Source organism: Collinsella sp. HCP3S3_D1 (assembly GCF_052064015.1).
In the GTDB taxonomy this organism is placed as follows: domain Bacteria; phylum Actinomycetota; class Coriobacteriia; order Coriobacteriales; family Coriobacteriaceae; genus Collinsella.
In genome coordinates, this window is sequence record NZ_JBQHWK010000011.1 from 35,886 (window position 1) to 53,748 (window position 17,863).

Sequence of the window (17,863 nt, forward strand, 5' to 3'; positions counted from 1 at the left end):
TTGCCAAAAAGGTAGTCATTGGGGACGTTCTTAAATGACTAGTCGTTGGGGACGTTCTTGTTTGACTAGTCGTTGAGAACGTCCCCAACGACTACATAGTATGAGAGTGGATAATCTCCCGGTTTGAGCCTGCATCCAAGCTCAAAGTGCGAGATTTCCACTCTCATTTGCTATGCGTCCGAAAATCCACGTTCGTTTGTTTTCTGCCTACATTTGGAGGAAGAGCTCGTGGAGGCGGGTGTCGTCGTCGAGCTCGGGGTGGAAGGTAACGCCGAGCTGATTGTCTTGACGGGCGGCGACGATGCGGCCATCGACTTCGGCTAGGGCCTTGGCATTGCCGTGCACCTCGACGATGCGGGGTGCACGGATAAACGTTAACGGCACTTCACCGTCGATACCGCCTACCTGCCCCTTGGTGCGAAAACTGCCGAGCTGCCTGCCATAGGCATTGCGCTCAACGAGTATATCCATGGTTGCCAAGCGCGGTGTCCCCTTGTCATCGTGGGCGGCAAGGTCGCGCGCCAACAGAATCAGACCGGCACAAGTTCCCAGTACAGGCATGCCTTCAACAATGCGGGTACGAAGATCCTCGAGCATATCGAGTTCGGCAAGTAGCTTGCCCTGAACGGTGGACTCGCCGCCGGGAAGTACCAGACGGTCAAAGTTCTGCTGCAAATCGGCCGCCTGCCTCAGCTCAATACAGTGTGCGCCCAGCTCGGATAGTCTTGCTTCGTGCTCGGCAAAAGCGCCTTGGACCGCCAGCACGGCGACCGTTTGGTCTGCATAATCGCTCATGGGCGATCCTTTCTGCCGGACTAGCGCCCGCGCTCCTCCATGATAATCTCGATCTCGTCGGCGTTGATGCCCACCATGGCCTCGCCCAGGTCCTCCGAAAGCTCGGCGATGAGTTTGGCATCGGTGAAGTTTGCCACGGCCTTGACGATGGCGGCGGCGCGCTTGGCCGGGTCGCCGCTCTTAAAGATGCCCGAGCCCACAAAGACGCCCTCGGCGCCCAGCTGCATCATCAGCGCGGCGTCGGCGGGAGTCGCTACGCCGCCGGCGGCAAAGTTCACGACGGGAAGCTTGCCCGTGGCATGGACCTCGCGCACCAGCTCGACCGGAACCTGCAGTTGCTTGGCTGCCTCAAAGAGCTCGTCATCGCGCAGGGCAACAACGTCGCGGATCTGCTTTTGGATCTTGCGCATGTGACGCACGGCCTGGACGACATCGCCCGTACCCGGCTCACCCTTGGTGCGAATCATCGTGGCGCCCTCGGCAACACGGCGCAGCGCCTCGCCCAGATCGCGGGCGCCGCAGACAAACGGCACGTCAAACTGGGTCTTGTCGATGTGATAGACGTCGTCGGCAGGGGAGAGAACCTCGGACTCGTCGATGTAATCGATCTCGATGGCCTGCAGGACCTGCGCCTCGACAATGTGGCCGATGCGGCACTTGGCCATAACGGGGATGGAGACGGCCTCTTGGATGCCCTTGATCATCTTGGGGTCGCTCATGCGTGAGACGCCGCCTGCGGCACGGATGTCGGCCGGGATGCGCTCGAGTGCCATGACGGCGCAGGCGCCCGCCTCTTCGGCGATGCGTGCCTGCTCGGGCGTGGTGACGTCCATGATGACGCCGCCCTTGAGCATCTGCGCGAGCTCGCGATTGAGTTTGACGCGATCTGCCTTGCTGGTCTGTTCTGCCATGGTTGCTCCCTTGGTTGGCATGTGCATTGCTTGACGGAACATCCTATCGGGGAGCTGGGTATGGCGAAATACTCAGTTTTCGAGATAATAATAAGGCCAGACTAATACCAGATTGAATGACTCAATAAGGTCAGGTGATAAACTCATGCTTGACTACAATTTGGAAAAACGCGGCGAAGCATCGCTCTATGAGTATATTTACCAGCAAATTCGAGATGATATCGTTGCTGGACGCATTGCGGCGGGGGAGCATCTTCCGTCTAAGCGCGCCTTTGCCAATCATCTGGGAATCAGTGTCATTACCATCGAGAATGCATATAGCCAGTTACTTGCCGAGGGCTATATTTGCTCAATGCCGCGTCGTGGTTACTACGCTTGCAAGCTTCCGGATGCACCGGTTTTGGCTTCGGCTGTAGAGGGCATCGACCGGGATGCCGTCTCTGCGGGTTCCGGCGCGCATGATGTCAACGGACAGGTCGAGCGATTCGATGCACTTTCTCCTTCTGCTTTGGAGGCGGCGCGGCTTTGGCAAAGCGCGCTGCGGGCGACGCTGGCATCCGAAGACGAGAGCGAAATCTTTTCGACCGCGCCGGCACAGGGCACCACTCGGCTACGACGCGCAATTGCCCACCATCTGCGCGGGACAAGGGGCATGAATGTCGACCCCAACAACGTTGTTATCGGCGCAGGCGCCCAGCTGCTCGATACCATGTTGGTTCAGTTGCTTGGAGCCGACAAGGTGTATGCTGTTGAGGACCCGGGCTATTTGCGCTTGACGCGCATCTATCAGGCTATGGGTTGCAAAGTTCGACATATCCCGTTGGATGATGAGGGTGTAGACTTGAGCGCTCTGCAGAAAACGGGGACCGATGTCCTTCACCTGATGCCGTCCCATCAGTATCCGACCGGCCTTGTGACGAGCATTGCGCGTCGTTATGCGCTGCTGAGCTGGGCCGCCGAGCGACCAGGTCGATATCTCATCGAAGATGACTTTGATTGCGAGTTTCGTCTGGCCGGCAAGCCGATTCCCGCGCTTGCTTCGATCGATGCCGCTCAATCGGTTATCTACACCAACACGTTTTCGAAGAGCCTTTCATCGGCGTTGCGTCTAGCGTACATGGTGTTGCCCGATAAGCTGATGAAGCGGTTTAGGTGCAACCTTGGTTTCTACGCCTCGTCGGTGAGCTCTGTCGACCAGGTCGCTTTGGCTCGTTTGCTGGAATCGGGTGATTACGAGCGACATGTGAACCGCATGCGCGTTCGTGCTCGTGAGGCGCGTGATGGCCTGGCGGCGCTTGTACGGGATGCGTTTCCAGCAGGAGAGGTTTCGATCGAGCATGCAGACGCAGGCCTTTACTGCACCGTGGTTGCGGAGCGGGGAACGGGCGGAAGCTCTTTTGCGCAGGCCCTCACGCGCTCGAGCATCCCTTTTATCGACATCAGTAACTGTTATTGGTGCGCCGATGGCGCATCTGTCCCTGAAAACTCAACTCAAATTCTTGTCCAGTATGACGACCTGAGTCCGGAGGTGCTTAATACCCTGGAATCGCAGCTAATGGGGCACTCTGTAACCTAAGTGAGTAGACTTTTGGCACTTTGGCGACCAGACAGTTTTGTAACAAGCTATCTACCTGTGGTTTTGAGAAGTGGGATCATCGGTCTGCTCGGGATGTTCCAAAAAGTCTACTCACTTGCCGCGCAAAGCTTCCGCATGAGAAAAAAAGTGGGGTTTCCAACAGGGCTTCGTCCAGTTCTCGGTAAGCTTTTGGCCAGTTGGGGAGGGCTGTTGAAAACTTTGCAGTTCGTTCGGAGCCATTTTTGGTGCGTTCGCCCCAATGAGAGACCGACTGGGTTGAAATTCGTGCTTTCCTGTGCCTATGAAGGATTTACTTTGTGACATATCGGCTTTTAGGTACTGGCGTTTGCCCCCTCAAGTCCGCGCTTTGTGTCCTCCGCTTCCGCGGCCGGATGAAGACCGGCAGCGATATGACCTCGTCCGCAACCCGACGGCTGCGGTCGCGCTCGGTTTTCCGTTGTATACATTGGTTCGGACGAGAAACAAACGGACTTGCCCTGCCAACATTAGGCAGCGGCTGTTTCTTGGTGAACTCCCCAGGGAATCCGTGCTGGAAACGGAGCATGGATTTTTGGTCACGTCTCCTCTACTGACGGCATTTATCATGTCTCGACATCTGACGGATCTCCAACTTCTTCTGGTATTGGCGGAGATGTGCGGCTTGTTTGCGGTATGCGCCCTGCCGGCGGCACTTGAGGTGGTGCTTTCGCGTGCAATTGATTCGGGTGCGATTTCGACAACGTTGGGTTGGGTGCGCTGCCCGTCCGAGGGCGGCGCCGCCTCAAATTTATGGCGTCGCGCCGCTTTGGTTTCGGATGGGGACCTTGACCGTTTTTGTTCAGATGTTTGCGGGATGCGTTACGGCAATCGATTTATGGCGGTGTCGCAACTCGTTCCATTGGGTGCCGCTTCGCCTTTTGAGGTCGAGGCGTATTTGTTGCTTGGACTGCCGCGAGCCCTGGGAGGTGAAGGTTTTTGCGGCATAGAGCTCAATGTCAAAGTGATGTTAAGCACAAGTGCTCGAGCGATTGTAGGAAAGACCCGCGTATATATCGATCTACTTCTTTCCTCGCCGGACGGGAGGCGACAGGTGGCCATTGAATGCCAGGGAAAGGCCTCGCACGGGCGCGCGGGGGATGGCTTGCGTGACGCTGATCGCATGACGGCGCTTCAAGCCATGGGCTACGACGTGCTTCTCCTGACACACGGACAGATATCCGATGAGGATAGATTCCGTGCGATCGTTAAGGCCGTATGCAGGATGCTCGATGTTGAATATCGCGAAAAAAGCTCGGATGAGCAAAGGGTTGAGGCGTTACTCCGGTCTGAACTATTCGTTGACTGGACAAAATTGGGAGTAATCGACGGAAAGATGTCCATTGGACACAAAACAGCTCGATCGTGGACGGCGCGGATCTAAGTGAGTAGACTTTTGGCGTGATGGCGACCAGGCCGTTTTGCAACAAGTCATTTACCTGCTGCTTTATAGAGCAATATGGATGGTCTGCTCGGCAAGTTCCAAAAAGTCTACTCACTTAGTTTTTGACGAGAAGTCGATGCCGAAGGTGGCCCTATTTCAGGGCGTTAACGAGTTCATGAGACACGAAAAAAGCCCGAACCATGCGGTTCGGGCCCTTTAAAGTTAGAGATTATCTCTCAGGCGGTTGGCTTAGCCAAAGTAGCGCTTGAGCAGGCCGGCGAAAGCCTTGCCGTGGCGGGCCTCGTCGCGAGCCATCTCGTGCACGGTATCGTGGATGGCATCGAGGCCAGCGGCCTTGGCACGCTTGGCAAGATCGGTCTTGCCGGCGGTGGCGCCGTTCTCGGCCTCAACGCGCATCTCGAGGTTCTTCTTGGTGGAGTCGGTCACGACTTCGCCCAGGAGCTCGGCGAACTTGGCGGCGTGCTCGGCCTCCTCGTGGGCAGCCTTCTCCCAGTATAGGCCGATCTCGGGATAGCCCTCGCGATGGGCGACGCGAGCCATGGCCAGGTACATACCGACCTCAGAGCACTCGCCCTCAAAGTTGGCGCGCAGATCGGCAACAATGTCCTCGGAGACGCCCTCCATCTTGGCGACGCCCACGACGTGCTCGGCAGCCCACTCGAGCTTGCCCTCCTCCTGCTTCAGGAAACGAGAACCGGGAACGCCGCACTGGGGGCACTTAAAATCCTCGGGCAGCTGGTCGCCGTCGAACTCTTCCACATAACCGCAAACGGGGCAAACAAATTTCATGATTCGATCCTTTCGATGGATGGCGATGGGGCGCTTGTCCGATCCCGTAAGGGCCCTCTCCGGACGTGCGTCTTGACGAGTTCTATTATCCATAAATGCAACAAAATGTGAAGCCTATTAGGAATGATTTTTGATAAAACAATTTTGAGATATGAAGATGTTGATTGATTAACGATTGGCAGGCCGCCTGCGACCTCTGATGAGTACAATCGGTCGAACAAATGTTGACCAATCAACAAATGAGGGAGTTTCCTTTATAATCTAGCCCGCTGCGCCTGGTGCCGAACGTATCAAACGGTTTTCGCATCGCATTGCCGGTGCTGCCCTATACCGAGCCACACATTCTGGAGCATGCTGAGAGAGCGCCTGCCAGGCCATTATCGGCTTTGGCGGTGGCTCGGCCATGGACTGTGCCAAGGGCGTGGGAGCACGCATCGCGCAGCCAAACAAGCCCATCAACAAGATGCGCGGTCTGCTGCGCGTCCACCGTCTCCTGCCGCTGCTTATTGCGGTTCCCACTACCGCCGGTACGGGAAGCGAAGTCACGCTTGCGGCGGTTATCACCGATAACGAGACGCACTACAAGTACCCCATTAACGACTTTGTGCATATCCCACGCTTTGCGGTGCACGACCCCGAGTTTACGCGCGGTCTGCTCGCCTCCATTACGGGGCAGACGGGCATGGACGCCCTGACGCATGCCGTCGAGGCCTTTATCGATTGGGTCGATCGAATGAACGCCGCCTTGGACATTCCCAAATATGTGACGGGCATTCGCCGCTCCGACATTCCCGAGATGGCGGCGCATGCCGATGCCGAGGCCAATCCGCTGTACCCCGTTCCACTTTTGATGGACCGTTTGGAGCTGATGCGCATGTACGAGGTCGACGCGGGTGGTATGTTTGAGGGCGAGAACTAGGAGGGTCCATGAATACCGAGGAAATTGCGCGCATTGTCGGAGACCAGCGCGTCTACTTTAAGACGCACGCCACGTTTGATGTCGATGCTCGACGTCGTGCGCTCGTGAGTTTACGCGATGCGGTGCGGGCCCACGAGGCCGATATTGCCCATGCGCTCAAGACCGATTTGGGAAAGTCGCATGACGAGGCGTATATGTGCGAGATCGGCACGTCGCTTTCCGAGATTCGTCATCAGATCGCGCATGTGGCTCGATGGAGTCGTCCGCGCCTGCGTCCGTGCGACCTTGCCAACGCCGTGAGTGTGTGCAAAACGCAAGCCGTGCCCTATGGCGTCACGCTCATCATGGCCCCGTGGAACTACCCGTTTTTGCTAACGCTCGAGCCGCTCGCCGGCGCCCTTGCCGCGGGCAATACTGTGGTCATCAAGCCGAGCGCCTATGCTCCAGCATCGAGTGCGGTGCTCAAGCAGATCTGCGAAGAGGCATTTGATCCGTGCCTGGTGACAGTTGTCGAGGGCGGGCGCGCCGAGAACGAAGCGCTGCTCGATGAGTGCTGGGACAAGATCTTCTTTACCGGTAGCGTTCCGGTCGGCAAGCTCGTCATGGAGCGCGCAAGTAAAAACCTTACGCCCGTGACGCTTGAGCTGGGTGGAAAGAGTCCCTGCATCGTGGATGCGACGGCAAACTTGAAGGTTGCGGCACGGCGTATCGCCTTTGGTAAATGGCTCAACGTGGGGCAGACCTGTGTGGCGCCCGACTACCTGCTGGTCGATACGCGCGTGCACGACGAGTTGCTGGGCCTCATCAAGGAAGAGGCGCGCCGTATGTTTGGCGAGCATCCGCTCGACAACGAGGATTACGGGCATATCGTCAATGCCAAGCATTTTGCGCGCGTGCACGGGCTAATCGATTCCGATAAGGTCGTGCTTGGAGGTGCTGCGCGCGAGGCTTCGCTCAAGATTGAGCCGACAATTTTGGACGGCGTGGCCCCCGATGACGCCGTGATGCAGGAGGAGATTTTCGGTCCCATCTTGCCGGTGCTGACGTTTGAGAGCCTAGACGAGGCCGAGACGTTTATTACGGATCGTCCGACGCCGCTGGCCCTGTATATCTTTAGCCAGGACCGTGAGGTTCAGCAGCGCTTTGTGCGTTACGTGCCCTTTGGTGGCGGTTGCGTCAACGACACGATCATGCACCTGGCTACGAGCCATATGGGCTTTGGCGGCATGGGAGCGAGCGGTATGGGGCAGTATCATGGACGCGAGAGCTTCGATACGTTTAGCCACAAGAAGAGCATCGTGAACAAGGCAACGTGGCTGGACGTGCCATTCCGCTATGCCCCTTACGCAAACTGGAAGCACAAATTCGTGCGCATGTTTGTGCATTAAAATCAGATGACATAGGGACAAACGGTCGAAAAGACGCAGGCAGGATGAATTTGTGTCCGTACGGACCCGTAGACTTCTCGGTAAGGTTAAGCGCCGGTTTATCCGGCCGTTAGGGGAGTTGCTATGTACGAGCCTTCACGTGTTCTTCTGTCGTTTCACATTGCGGGATTTCAGTATGCCGACGGCGCTTTGGTCCTGGGCGATCTTAAAGCGGGCGATAAACTGACGCTGTGCGCCGAGCGCGATAATCCCCATGATCCCGAGGCGGTTGCGATCTACTACGGCAACACCAAGCTTGGCTATGTTCCGGGAAACGAGGTCGGTCCGCTGTCCTTGATGATGTATTACGGCCATGAGGACGTATTTGAGGCCCGCGTGCAGCAGGTTGCCCCCGAGCGTAGCCCGTGGCACCAGGTGCGCGTTGGGCTCTATGTGGTGGATGCCCGCTAATCGGTAAGGGAGGCTGCCATGTTTGATGACGACGACCTGTTCGATTTGACGGACGATTCGTTTGAGTGGGATATGCTACTCGACGACGATGAGCTGGAGCAGGATCGTAAGATGCGACAGGACAAGAAAACTCAGGGTGATGCGTCGAAAAAGAAAGACAAGCGCCGTCGCGGACTGTTTGGCGGGCTCTTTGGGTAACTGCCGCATCGCTGCGTCTGTATACTTAGCACGAGTTGGACGCGTTGCGAAATGAGGACTGAGACGATGATGTGGTTTACCGCCGACCTGCACCTGGGCGATACGAATATCTTGCACGACATGGACCGACCGTTTGGCTCGGTTGAGGAGATGAACCGCAAGGTCATCGATGTCATCAATGAGTGCGTGGCTGCGGACGACCGCCTCTATATTCTGGGTGACTTTACCTATCGTCTGCCCCTAGCGGATGCCGTGCGCCTGCGCGAGCGCATCGAATGCCAGAAGGTGACGCTCATCCGTGGTAACCATGACGGCGACTGGGAAGATCCCGACGTGCCGCAGATTTGGGAAGACGTGCGTGATTACCTGGAGATTGCCCCCGGCTATGCCAAGGGTCATCGTCTGGTTATGAGCCACTACCCCATGCTCAGCTGGAATGGCAAGGCACGTGGCGCCATCATGCTGCACGGGCATATCCACAGCAGGGGAGACCGCACCAATACGCGCAACCGCGATCGCGAACGTCCTATCTTTCGCTACGATGTCGGCCTCGATGCCAACGAGTACAAGCCCGTAAGCCGTGACCAAATCCTAGGCTTCTTTGGATTGTAATTCTCGAACCGTCACACAAACCGCCACAAAGGGGACGGGCACCTTTGTGGCGGTTCTGGCGCCGTTGCCATTATGGCGGCGGCGCCTTTTTTGTCCGCGCAGCGCGGTAGAGTGTAGGCGGTTGAAATTTGCGTCCAGCGAGGAGCTGCTATGAACGAGATCAAGTGCCCGCATTGTGGCGAAGTTTTTAAGGTCGACGCGTCCGGCTATGCGGATATCGTCAAGCAAGTGCGCGATGCCGAGTTTTCGCGCGACCTGGATGAGCGTGTGAAGGCGGTCCAGCGCGAGGGCGAGCAAGCGCTGGAGCTTGAGCGCTCGCGTTCGATGGCTGCCTTGCAAAAGGCAGAGTCCCAGCGCAACGCTCAGCTTACCGAGCAGAAGAACGCTGCGGCTCAACAGCTGGCACAAGAGGTTGCCAAGCGCGATGCTGAGCTCGCCGAGCTGCGTGCCAAGCTCGAGGGCGCTGCCGCAGAGCGCGAGAGTGCAAGCCAGCGCGCGGCGGTAGAGGCACGAGCCAACGCTCAAAAGGAGAATGCCGAACTCCAGCGCGAGATCGACAATTTGCGTGCGCAGCTGGAGCGCAAAGATGACGAAGCCAAGCTCGTCGAGTCGGCGGCACGCAATGCCGCTCAAAACGATTTAGCTGCACGTGATGCTCAGATTGCCGAGCTGCAGGCCAGGCTTGCCGCGGCGGACAAGGCCCAGGAGATGGCGCTTGCCGCTGCCGCGGCAGAGTCGCAGCGTGAGCTCGATGCCGCTCGCAGCGAGGCCGAGCGCGCGCTTGCTGACTATCGCGCGAAGGTACAAGAGAAGTTTTCCGCCGCAAAGGCTCAGTCTGAGCGCGAGGCCGAGGGCCTTCGTGCACAGCTTCGTGAGCAAGAACTTTCTGCAAAAATGGAGCTGTCGAAGGCGGTCGCCGCGGCGGAGCGAGAGCGCGATGAGGCGCGTGCCAAACTGACGAGCGAGCTGGCGGTGCGCGATTCTCGCGAGGAACAGGTCAAGGCGGCACACGAGCTCGAGCTTGCGCAGGCCAAGCGCGCGAGCGATGACCTGATTCGCTACAAGGATGAAGAGATCGAGCGCCTTAAGGACATGAAGGTCCGTCTGTCCACCAAGATGGTGGGCGAGTCGCTCGAGCAGCACTGCGAGACCGAGTTTAACCGTCTGCGCATGACGGCATTTCCCAACGCGTACTTCGAGAAGGATAACGATGCGTCCGAGGGTACCAAGGGCGACTTTATCTTCCGCGAGTGCGACGCGAGCGGCAACGAGGTCATTTCGATTATGTTCGAGATGAAAAACGAGAACGACGAGACCGCGACCAAGCATAAAAACGAGGACTTCTTTAAGAAACTCGATCACGATCGTCGCCAGAAAGGCTGTGAGTACGCGGTGCTCTGCACGCTGCTCGAGCCCGAGAGCGAGCTCTATAACGTAGGGATAGTCGACGTGAGCTATCGCTACGAGAAGATGTACGTGATTCGCCCGCAGTTTTTCATTCCCATGATCACGCTCCTTCGCAACGCCGCCATGGGCTCACTGCGCTATAAGCAGGAGCTAGCGGAGTACAAACAGCAGAATATCGACGTCACGAACTTCGAAGCCAAGATGGAGAAGTTCAAGAATGATTTCGGTCGCAACTACGAGATCGCGAGTCGCAAGTTCCAAACGGCAATCGATGAGATCGACAAGACGATTAGCCATCTGCAGAAAACCAAGGAGGCATTGCTGTCCTCCGAGAACAATCTGCGCCTAGCCAACAAGAAGGCCGACGATCTTACCATTCGCAAGCTCACGTGGGGCAACAAGACCATGAAGGCGGCGTTTGATGAGGCGCGCGGGGCTGCGCCAGAGACAAACGATGAGCCAGCCGAGGCGGATTCGTATGAGGTCGAGGATACCGAGTAAGGCATAGCGTATAGTGCAAAAACGGGGCCGCTGGCGATATTGCCAACGGCCCCGCTTCGTTTCGTTCCAGTATGTTCGACTAGTCCTCGAGCAGGTCTTCGATAAAGCCGACGCGGTAGTTTTTGAAGATGACTTCACCGCCGTCTTGCGTGGCGTCCAGATCGACATCGCCCATGATGCCAAAGTCGTGGTCGCCGTCCTCGTCGGCAAAGATCTGGTGCACGTGCCATACGTGCGCGGTCTTCTCGTCGGACTCATCGATGGAAAACATCGCGGCGCTGCGGGCATCTCCGTCGGTGAGGATTTCCTCGTGCTGCTCATGGTAGGCATCGAGGGCCTTTTGCCAGCGGATCTCGCTCATGCCCCAGTCGTCGTCGAGCTCGCCCAGGTCGCGAACGTGCTCACGGGCGGCAAGGGTCACGCGGCGGAAGAGCGCATTGCGCACCAGCAGCGTGCAGCCGCGGCGGTCCGCCACGACCTCGTCGATGCCCTGTGGCGGCGCGGCATCGAGGGCTGCCGGGTTGCCGGCGTTCTCCCACTCGTCCACCAGGCTCGAGTCCACCGAGCGCACCACAAAGCCCAGCCACGAGATAATGTCGCGCAGGCGCTCGTCGCGCTTCTCGATGGGTACGGTGCGGTCGAGCGAACGGTAGGCCTCTGCCAGGTAGCGAAGCAAAATGCCCTCGGAGCGGGCGATGCCGAGCTTTTGAATGTAACCCTTAAAATCGCTCGCGCTTTCCAGCATATCGCGCAGGACACTCTTGGGAGAGAGCTGGTAGTCGTTTGCCCAGGGCACTTCCTGGCAGTACTTGTCAAAAGCGGCGTCGAGCAAATCCTCGAGCGGCTTTTCGTACGTGACGTCTTGAATGCGCTCCAAGCGTTCCTCATACTCGATGCCGTCGGCCTTCATCTCGGCCATAGCGCGATCGCGTGCGGCGCGCTCCTGTGCACGCAATACCTGCTTGGGGTCCTCGAGCGTGGCCTCGACCATCGAAATGAGATCCATGGTATAGGTCTCACTTTCGGGGTCGAGCAGCTCCAGCGCGGCAAGCAAAAAAGGCGAGAGCGGCTGGTCGAGCGCAAAGTCCTCGGGCAGGTCGACCGTCAGCGCGTAGTCGATGTCCGGCGCGGCGTCAACCGGAGCGTCGGGTGCGGGCGGCATCTCGGTGCGCACGACGACGCCGGAGTCGATGAGCGTGGCGAAGATCTCGTCGGCGCGAACCTCAAGCTTGGCCTTCTCTTCGGGGGTCTGCAGGCTTGTCTCGATGAGGTCATGTACGCGGGCTCGGGCATTGCCGCCCTGCTCGACCACACTAATCACCATAGAGTGCGTGATGCGCAGGCGTGGCTTGAGTGTTTCGGGTTGCGTCTCGATCAGGCGCTCAAAAGTTTGCTTGTTCCAGGAGACAAAGCCCTCGGGGGGCTTTTTCTTTTTAATCTTACGGAGTTTTTTGGGGTCGTCGCCCGCCTTGGCCATAAGCTTGGCATTCTCGATCTCGTGCTCGGGTGCCTCGGCGATTACCATGCCCTCGGTATCGAAGCCCGAGCGACCGGCGCGACCGGCAATTTGATGGAACTCGCGGGCGCGCAGACGACGCATTTTGTAACCATCGAACTTGGTGAGCGCGGTGAGCACCACGGTGTGGATGGGTACGTTGATGCCGACGCCGAGTGTGTCGGTGCCGCAAATGACGGGCAGCAGGCCCTGCTGCGCCAATCGCTCGACCAGCAGGCGATAGCGCGGCAACATGCCAGCATGGTGCACGCCGACGCCGCATCCAAGCAGGCGCTTGAGAATCTTGCCAAAGGCCGTGGAGAAGCTCGTTCCCTTTGCCGCTTCTTTGATGGCCTCGCGCTGCTCCTTGCTGGCGATGCCAAAATTGGCGAGCGATTGTGCCGTCGCAAGGGCGGCATCCTGGCTAAAGTGCACGATATAGAGCGGGGCCTCGCCACGGCGCATGGCGAGCTCGACCGTGCCCTCGAGGGAGGTCGTCACATAGTCGTAGCTCAGCGGAACAGGACGCGGGGCATCGACAACCAAGTCGCAAGCAGCGCCGGTGTGCTCCTCGAGCGAGGCGGCGATGGCGGTGACATCGCCGAGCGTGGCGCTCATGAGCATAAACTGCGTGTGGGGCAGGGTGAGCAGCGGTACCTGCCAGGCCCAGCCGCGGTCGGGGTCGGCAAAGTAGTGGAACTCGTCCATGGCGACGCAGCCAACATCGGCATCTTCGCCCTCGCGCAGCGCATCGTTGGCAAGGATTTCGGCCGTGCAGCAGATGACGGGCGCCTTGGTATTGATATGCGTATCGCCGGTGATCATGCCGACGTTATCGCGGCCGAGTACCTGTACCAGGTCGAAGAACTTCTCGCTGACCAGGGCTTTGATGGGGGCCGTGTAATAGCAGCGCTTGCCCTGAGCCATGCCCATAAAGAGCATGCCCAGCGCGACGAGCGATTTACCCGATCCGGTCGGTGTGCCTAAAATGACGTGATCGCCGGCGGCCAGGTCCATGAGGGCCTCTTCTTGGTGATCCCACAGCTCAATGCCACGGTCGCTCGTCCATTCAAAGAAGCGTTCGAAGGCCTGATCGGGCGTGAGCCATGGTTCGGGCTCGCTGCCGTCCTCGGGCTCCCACCAGGTGGGAGAGAGCGCGCCGAGCGAGCCAAACTCGGCTTCGGTTCCCGTGCCGCCCGAGAACGAGCTGGCGGCGCCGGCACCGGAGACGGTGCTGGCGGCGGTATCTGTCGTGGTCTGTGCCATGTGTTTGCTTTCTCTCGCGATTGTCCGCCAACTATTATGGCGTAGCGTCGCATCGATGCGTTCGCAGGCAAGAAAATGCAGGAAATGGGCGTTCTGCCCAGCTGTTTGGTGCAGTTGCCAGCTAAGTGAGTAGACTTTTTGCAATATCGCGAGCACATGGCTTTTGCACAAAGGCTCTACCTGCGGTTTTAGTATTGGTTATGCGGGTTGTGCTTGGCTATTGCAAAAAAGTCTACTCACTTAGATTTGAGGGTCGTTTGCTGGCGCCTATTTGCGCTTGTTTGCCGAAGCCGCGACCATCAGGGGCCCCTGGGACTCCTGCGGTAAGCGCTTCTTGCCCTTGCGGGCGCGGTTTTTAAAGTTCTCGACGGCCTCTTCCATGCCGAGGGGCACGTAGGTGAGCTCATCGAGATTGTCGGGCAGGTAGCACGCAAGGCTTTGCTCCTGCGCGCGCCCCGCCGTGAGCTGTTCATCGCTGGGCAGCGCGTCGGGAGTGGCGCAAATGCCATAGACGGCGGCACCCATCTCGCGCGTGCGGCGCTCGTATTCGGTCTCGGGATGCTCGGGATGGTCGCGGCGAACGTCGTCACTTACCCATAGTGTGTCGTAGCCGGCCGCGGCAAACTGCCCCAGGGCGTAGTCGCGCAATGGCTTGCTGTCGGTGCGCAGCGTGACGGTGGCGCCGGCTGAAAAAAGCGGACGGTAGAGCATCAGATGGTCGACATGGACGAGTCGTTTTTTGGCGTACTTGGCCTTAGGCTGCGGCGTGGGAAAGTTGATGGTGATGGCATCGAGCTCGCCTGTGGCAAACAGCTGCGGCAACGATGCGGCGCCTCGGGGCAGGACGAGTGCGTTGGTCAGTTCCTGCTCGCAGATTTTCTGTGCGGCATAGGCGATGCAGATGGGCTCCTGGTCCATGCCGATAAAGAGCGTGTTTGGCTCGTGGGCCGCGCGCTCTACAAGGTACGTTCCCTTGCCGCAGCCAAGATCCAGGTGAAGGTGTTCGAAAGACTTGCTGCCTGCGGGCGCACAGGCCTCGCGCCAATCTCCGGCATAGATTTCAGGGTTCGTCTCAATCGCATCGGCGTAGCGCTCCAGGCGCTCTTCGAGCACAAAGTTCTTAGGCGTGCGAACGTGGACGGCTCCCATGAGGCTCCTTGGTCATAAGTATGGAACGCATAGCTGCGCGTTCCGTTAATGGGTTGAAAAAAGGGTAGGCATAGCTTGCCCGAAAGACGCGGTGCGGCTCGACGGCGAGTCGTCGGCGCCTACAGGCGCTTGAGAATCACGTAGCGGTTGAGCTCGCCACTGCGACCGTCGGCATGGAAGCGCTCAAGCTCGCGTACGGGGACCTCGCCGCTCTTGTAGAACGTGCGAACGCCGCGCACCAGGTCGGTGATCTGCTGATCGTCAAAGTGATGGCAATAGCGGTAGGCGTGGCGGTCGTTTTGCCAGCCAATGAGGTGGTCGCCGGCTTCAAACTGCGCTGAATCGTAACCCTCAAACGGCGGGGTGAGCTCGGCGCGGGCCTCGGCGCGAACGGCCTTGCGCGCCATGCGCTCGTCGTTCATAAACTCCCAAAAGCTAATGGCGATGATGCCGCCCGGGCGCGTCTGCCGCACCAGGGCGTCGAGCACGCGTACGCGGTACTCGCACGACGGCACGTGGTGCATAAAGCCAAAACAGACCGAGATGTCGGCGAGCGGGGCGTCGAAAAGCGCGTCGGGCGCCTCGGCGGGGTTGAGCTTCATGAGGGCATCGAGCACGTCGAGTTCCTGGAAGTGCAGGTTGGGAATGCGCAGGGCGTGACCGTGCGCATCGATAGCCAGGTCTTGGCACGAGTCGACGCCATAGAACTCAAACGGGCAGCTGGCATCTGCCGAGGAGTTTGCGCCGTCGACGCCCTTGGCGGCAAGTGCGCCGCCGGCGGCAAAGTTCTCGAATCGCATATTGCCGCAGGCGAGATCGAAGACGCGGACGGGATGCTCGATTGTGGCGACGTCGAGCTGCCCGAGCGCTATATCCATGGTGCGCACCCAGCCGGGCCACGGGGCCTGACGCGTATCGGAAAAGGAGGCGGAGTGCTCGCGATAGAACGTGTTGTTGAGCTGGATGAGCGATGAGGCGAAATCGCGGTTCACGGCGCGGGACTCCCTCCGTTGGCGGTGCGGAATTAACAGTACGACCATACTACCGTTAACGCCGCAACGGGGACAACCGGGCTAGGTGCCATTGCTTTGTTTGGACACATTTCCGCAGCTCACATGCACCCGCAACCGCCGGTTGTCAAAAATCTCACTAGAATAGGTGGCATGCTTTTGGCGGTGGCGGATAGATTTTTAACTGTGCAAGGCGCCTTAAGAACAAAAACGGTCCGGCGGCACGGCTGGCATCACATAGGAGGAACCATGAATGTAGAAACTGCGCAGCGGCTCGCCGACCTTCGCCGCAGCAAAGGCTTTAGTCAAGAAGGGCTGGCACGAAAGCTGGGACTGTCGCGCCAAGCGGTCAGCAAATGGGAACGCGCGGAGAGCTCGCCCGATACCGAGAACCTGATCTCGCTCGCCAAGCTCTATGGCGTGAGCCTGGACGAGCTGCTCAATCCGAGCGATGAGATCGAGGACGATATCGAGTTTGAGAACGAGGACCGCGCCCGCCAGCGCGAGGCCGAGGCCGCGGAGCGCGCACGCACCCATGAGGCGGCGGCACGTGCCACCGAGGCGGCAACACAGGCGAGTGATGCTGCGGCCAAGGCGGCGCAAGCGGCAAGCTGGAGTGCGCAGGCCGCCAATGCTGCTACGGCGCAGGCGACGAGTGGCGGCGCAGTTGGCTCGACTCCGGTGAAGGGCCCGTTCCAGTCGTTCCCGTATTGGGCCGTGTGCTGGCTGCTGTTCTTTTTGCTGATGTTCCCGTTTGGCGCCGGCCCCTTTGCCGCGCTGATCTTCTTTACGATTCCCATCTATCACTGGGTGGCGCGTGCGCTCGATGGCGATTGGGCGCGCGGTGATATTCAGGTTGGTCCGGCGCCGGTGACGGCTAGGGCTCGGAATGTTTCCGCTGCGGTTGATGCTGACGTGGCTACCGCGACCACCGCTGAGCCGATTGCCAAAGAGGGTGATGAATGATGAAGCTTTCGCATGAATCCAAGGTACGCTTGGGCGTTGGCGTCGGAGCGTTTGTGCTCATCATTGGGCTTGTCTTTGGCATTTCGCGGCTATTGGCTCATTCCGATATGGTGCGTACGACCGGTATTCTATCTGGCCATTTGTCTGATTTTGACGATATGTTTGACGAGGACGATTCCTTGAATAGCGGTAACTATTCCGCTCGGCCTCAGCAACTTTCGAGTGTGACTTTTGATGCCGATGAGTTCCGCTACCTCGATTTCGATATCAATGCGGCTTCGGTGGACGTCAAGGTTGTTGATGGCAACAAGGCTCGCGTTATAGAGCGGGGGCGCGTTGCCGAGGGTATGGATGCCTCCAAGGCCGCGACGCAAAACATCGCATCCGTCGAGGACTCGACGCTCAAGGTTTCCCAGTTTGGAAGTGATGACGGTAAGGCAATCGATCGCTCAGTTACGGTTGAGCTGCCACGCCGTGTTGCCGAACATCTGAAGGGAGTCAACGCGCACGTGGGCTCGGGTGATCTGCAGATTGCCGGTGTCATCTGTGATGGTTTCGACCTTTTCCTGGGTGCGGGAGATGTAGAGTTTTCGGGCAGCGTGACTGATGCGCTCAGCGCTGAGGTCGGTTCGGGCGATGCGACGTTCGAGCTCTACCAGGCCCCCGCGAAGTCGATGGACGTGAGCGTGGCCTCGGGCGATGTGGAGATGACGGTTCCGAACTCGACGGGCTTTAAGGCGAGCGTCACCTTGGGCAGCGGCGACTTCGAGAGCGATTTCCTTCCGCTTGGCTACGACGGCGAGACCATTTTGAATCTTGAATTCGACAACGGGGATAAGTCTGCCACGTATCGTTTTGAGGTCGGTTCGGGCGACATGTCGTTTGATTCGGAGTGACATGCGGTTTTCGGAGATCGGTACATATAGGCGTGCTCTTTGATGGAGGCGCCGGGGCCGTGACGGGCTCCGGCGCCTTTGCCTTTACAATGGG

General features: G+C 58.7%; 16 protein-coding genes. 10 read left to right on the forward strand and 6 right to left on the reverse strand.

Going from position 1 to position 17,863, the window contains the following annotated elements; all coding sequences use genetic code 11:
• Positions 1–207: 207 nt before the first annotated feature.
• Together pdxT and pdxS are read right to left on the reverse strand one after the other, a co-directional pair.
• Positions 208–795 carry a pyridoxal 5'-phosphate synthase glutaminase subunit PdxT gene (gene pdxT, locus ACTNDJ_RS05305; RefSeq protein ID WP_441048504.1) on the reverse strand — a complete coding sequence of 196 codons (588 nt, stop codon included), beginning with the start codon at positions 793–795 and terminating at the stop codon, positions 208–210.
• Positions 796–815: 20 nt separating this feature from the next.
• Entirely contained in the window at positions 816–1,706 is an 891-nt protein-coding gene (gene pdxS, locus ACTNDJ_RS05310) for a pyridoxal 5'-phosphate synthase lyase subunit PdxS (protein ID WP_022094325.1), read from the reverse strand.
• A gap of 145 nt (positions 1,707–1,851) precedes the next feature.
• On the opposite strand from pdxS, the gene pdxR reads away from it, so the two are divergent.
• Together pdxR and ACTNDJ_RS05320 are read left to right on the forward strand one after the other, a co-directional pair.
• On the forward strand, positions 1,852–3,282 hold the full coding sequence (gene pdxR, locus ACTNDJ_RS05315; RefSeq protein WP_441063708.1) for a MocR-like pyridoxine biosynthesis transcription factor PdxR: 1,431 nt from the start codon (positions 1,852–1,854) through the stop codon (positions 3,280–3,282).
• 547 nt (positions 3,283–3,829) lie between these two features.
• The gene (locus ACTNDJ_RS05320) at positions 3,830–4,702 is read left to right on the forward strand and encodes a hypothetical protein (protein WP_441063709.1); all 873 of its coding nucleotides are present in this window, start codon (positions 3,830–3,832) and stop codon (positions 4,700–4,702) included.
• A 249-nt stretch (positions 4,703–4,951) separates the two neighbouring features.
• Here the strand turns inward: ACTNDJ_RS05320 and ACTNDJ_RS05325 are convergent, their stop codons facing one another.
• Complete coding sequence (locus tag ACTNDJ_RS05325; protein WP_154517090.1) at positions 4,952–5,512, reverse strand: ferritin family protein; 561 nt, start codon at positions 5,510–5,512, stop codon at positions 4,952–4,954.
• A 403-nt stretch (positions 5,513–5,915) separates the two neighbouring features.
• On the opposite strand from ACTNDJ_RS05325, the gene ACTNDJ_RS05330 reads away from it, so the two are divergent.
• The 6 genes from ACTNDJ_RS05330 (at position 5,916) to ACTNDJ_RS05355 (ending at position 10,987) form a co-directional block, all read left to right on the forward strand.
• Positions 5,916–6,431, forward strand: coding sequence for an iron-containing alcohol dehydrogenase (locus ACTNDJ_RS05330; RefSeq protein WP_441063710.1), 516 nt, complete (start codon positions 5,916–5,918; stop codon positions 6,429–6,431).
• 8 nt (positions 6,432–6,439) lie between these two features.
• Positions 6,440–7,819: an aldehyde dehydrogenase gene (locus ACTNDJ_RS05335; protein WP_441055208.1), complete on the forward strand. Its 1,380-nt coding sequence runs from the start codon at positions 6,440–6,442 to the stop codon at positions 7,817–7,819.
• 123 nt (positions 7,820–7,942) lie between these two features.
• Positions 7,943–8,269: an HIRAN domain-containing protein gene (locus ACTNDJ_RS05340; RefSeq protein ID WP_117655201.1), complete on the forward strand. Its 327-nt coding sequence runs from the start codon at positions 7,943–7,945 to the stop codon at positions 8,267–8,269.
• A gap of 18 nt (positions 8,270–8,287) precedes the next feature.
• Complete coding sequence (locus ACTNDJ_RS05345) at positions 8,288–8,467, forward strand: hypothetical protein (RefSeq protein ID WP_154517096.1); 180 nt, start codon at positions 8,288–8,290, stop codon at positions 8,465–8,467.
• Positions 8,468–8,518: 51 nt separating this feature from the next.
• Entirely contained in the window at positions 8,519–9,079 is a 561-nt protein-coding gene (locus ACTNDJ_RS05350; RefSeq protein WP_441083425.1) for a metallophosphoesterase, read from the forward strand.
• A gap of 150 nt (positions 9,080–9,229) precedes the next feature.
• Positions 9,230–10,987 carry a DUF2130 domain-containing protein gene (locus tag ACTNDJ_RS05355; protein WP_441063714.1) on the forward strand — a complete coding sequence of 586 codons (1,758 nt, stop codon included), beginning with the start codon at positions 9,230–9,232 and terminating at the stop codon, positions 10,985–10,987.
• A 79-nt stretch (positions 10,988–11,066) separates the two neighbouring features.
• Here ACTNDJ_RS05355 and ACTNDJ_RS05360 read toward each other — a convergent pair whose 3' ends face one another.
• The 3 genes from ACTNDJ_RS05360 to ACTNDJ_RS05370 all read right to left on the reverse strand — a co-directional run bounded on the left by ACTNDJ_RS05360 (position 11,067) and on the right by ACTNDJ_RS05370 (position 15,889).
• The gene (locus tag ACTNDJ_RS05360; RefSeq protein WP_441063716.1) at positions 11,067–13,748 is read right to left on the reverse strand and encodes a DEAD/DEAH box helicase; all 2,682 of its coding nucleotides are present in this window, start codon (positions 13,746–13,748) and stop codon (positions 11,067–11,069) included.
• A 267-nt stretch (positions 13,749–14,015) separates the two neighbouring features.
• Positions 14,016–14,897: a tRNA (guanine(46)-N(7))-methyltransferase TrmB gene (trmB, locus tag ACTNDJ_RS05365; protein ID WP_154517108.1), complete on the reverse strand. Its 882-nt coding sequence runs from the start codon at positions 14,895–14,897 to the stop codon at positions 14,016–14,018.
• A 119-nt stretch (positions 14,898–15,016) separates the two neighbouring features.
• The gene (locus ACTNDJ_RS05370; protein ID WP_441044870.1) at positions 15,017–15,889 is read right to left on the reverse strand and encodes a class I SAM-dependent methyltransferase; all 873 of its coding nucleotides are present in this window, start codon (positions 15,887–15,889) and stop codon (positions 15,017–15,019) included.
• 267 nt (positions 15,890–16,156) lie between these two features.
• Here ACTNDJ_RS05370 and ACTNDJ_RS05375 point away from each other — a divergent pair, with 267 nt between their 5' ends.
• Positions 16,157–16,873 carry a helix-turn-helix domain-containing protein gene (locus tag ACTNDJ_RS05375; protein ID WP_441063717.1) on the forward strand — a complete coding sequence of 239 codons (717 nt, stop codon included), beginning with the start codon at positions 16,157–16,159 and terminating at the stop codon, positions 16,871–16,873.
• Positions 16,873–17,769 (forward strand): DUF4097 family beta strand repeat-containing protein, encoded by an 897-nt coding sequence (locus ACTNDJ_RS05380; RefSeq protein ID WP_441063719.1) that lies wholly within the window; start codon positions 16,873–16,875, stop codon positions 17,767–17,769. Before ACTNDJ_RS05375 ends, ACTNDJ_RS05380 begins: the two co-directional genes overlap by 1 nt.
• The last annotated feature ends 94 nt before the right edge of the window (positions 17,770–17,863 follow it).

Bases quoted from the DNA above. Each gene is read 5' to 3' on its own strand.
- pdxT (WP_441048504.1), bottom strand. From the start codon at position 795: ATGAGCGATTATGCAGACCAAACGGTCGCCGTGCTGGCGGTCCAAGGC.
- pdxS (WP_022094325.1), bottom strand. From the start codon at position 1,706: ATGGCAGAACAGACCAGCAAGGCAGATCGCGTCAAACTCAATCGCGAG.
- pdxR (WP_441063708.1), top strand. From the start codon at position 1,852: ATGCTTGACTACAATTTGGAAAAACGCGGCGAAGCATCGCTCTATGAG.
- ACTNDJ_RS05325 (WP_154517090.1), bottom strand. From the start codon at position 5,512: ATGAAATTTGTTTGCCCCGTTTGCGGTTATGTGGAAGAGTTCGACGGC.
- ACTNDJ_RS05330 (WP_441063710.1), top strand. From the start codon at position 5,916: ATGGACTGTGCCAAGGGCGTGGGAGCACGCATCGCGCAGCCAAACAAG.
- ACTNDJ_RS05335 (WP_441055208.1), top strand. From the start codon at position 6,440: ATGAATACCGAGGAAATTGCGCGCATTGTCGGAGACCAGCGCGTCTAC.
- ACTNDJ_RS05340 (WP_117655201.1), top strand. From the start codon at position 7,943: ATGTACGAGCCTTCACGTGTTCTTCTGTCGTTTCACATTGCGGGATTT.
- ACTNDJ_RS05345 (WP_154517096.1), top strand. From the start codon at position 8,288: ATGTTTGATGACGACGACCTGTTCGATTTGACGGACGATTCGTTTGAG.
- ACTNDJ_RS05350 (WP_441083425.1), top strand. From the start codon at position 8,519: ATGAGGACTGAGACGATGATGTGGTTTACCGCCGACCTGCACCTGGGC.
- ACTNDJ_RS05355 (WP_441063714.1), top strand. From the start codon at position 9,230: ATGAACGAGATCAAGTGCCCGCATTGTGGCGAAGTTTTTAAGGTCGAC.
- ACTNDJ_RS05360 (WP_441063716.1), bottom strand. From the start codon at position 13,748: ATGGCACAGACCACGACAGATACCGCCGCCAGCACCGTCTCCGGTGCC.
- trmB (WP_154517108.1), bottom strand. From the start codon at position 14,897: ATGGGAGCCGTCCACGTTCGCACGCCTAAGAACTTTGTGCTCGAAGAG.
- ACTNDJ_RS05375 (WP_441063717.1), top strand. From the start codon at position 16,157: ATGAATGTAGAAACTGCGCAGCGGCTCGCCGACCTTCGCCGCAGCAAA.
- ACTNDJ_RS05380 (WP_441063719.1), top strand. From the start codon at position 16,873: ATGAAGCTTTCGCATGAATCCAAGGTACGCTTGGGCGTTGGCGTCGGA.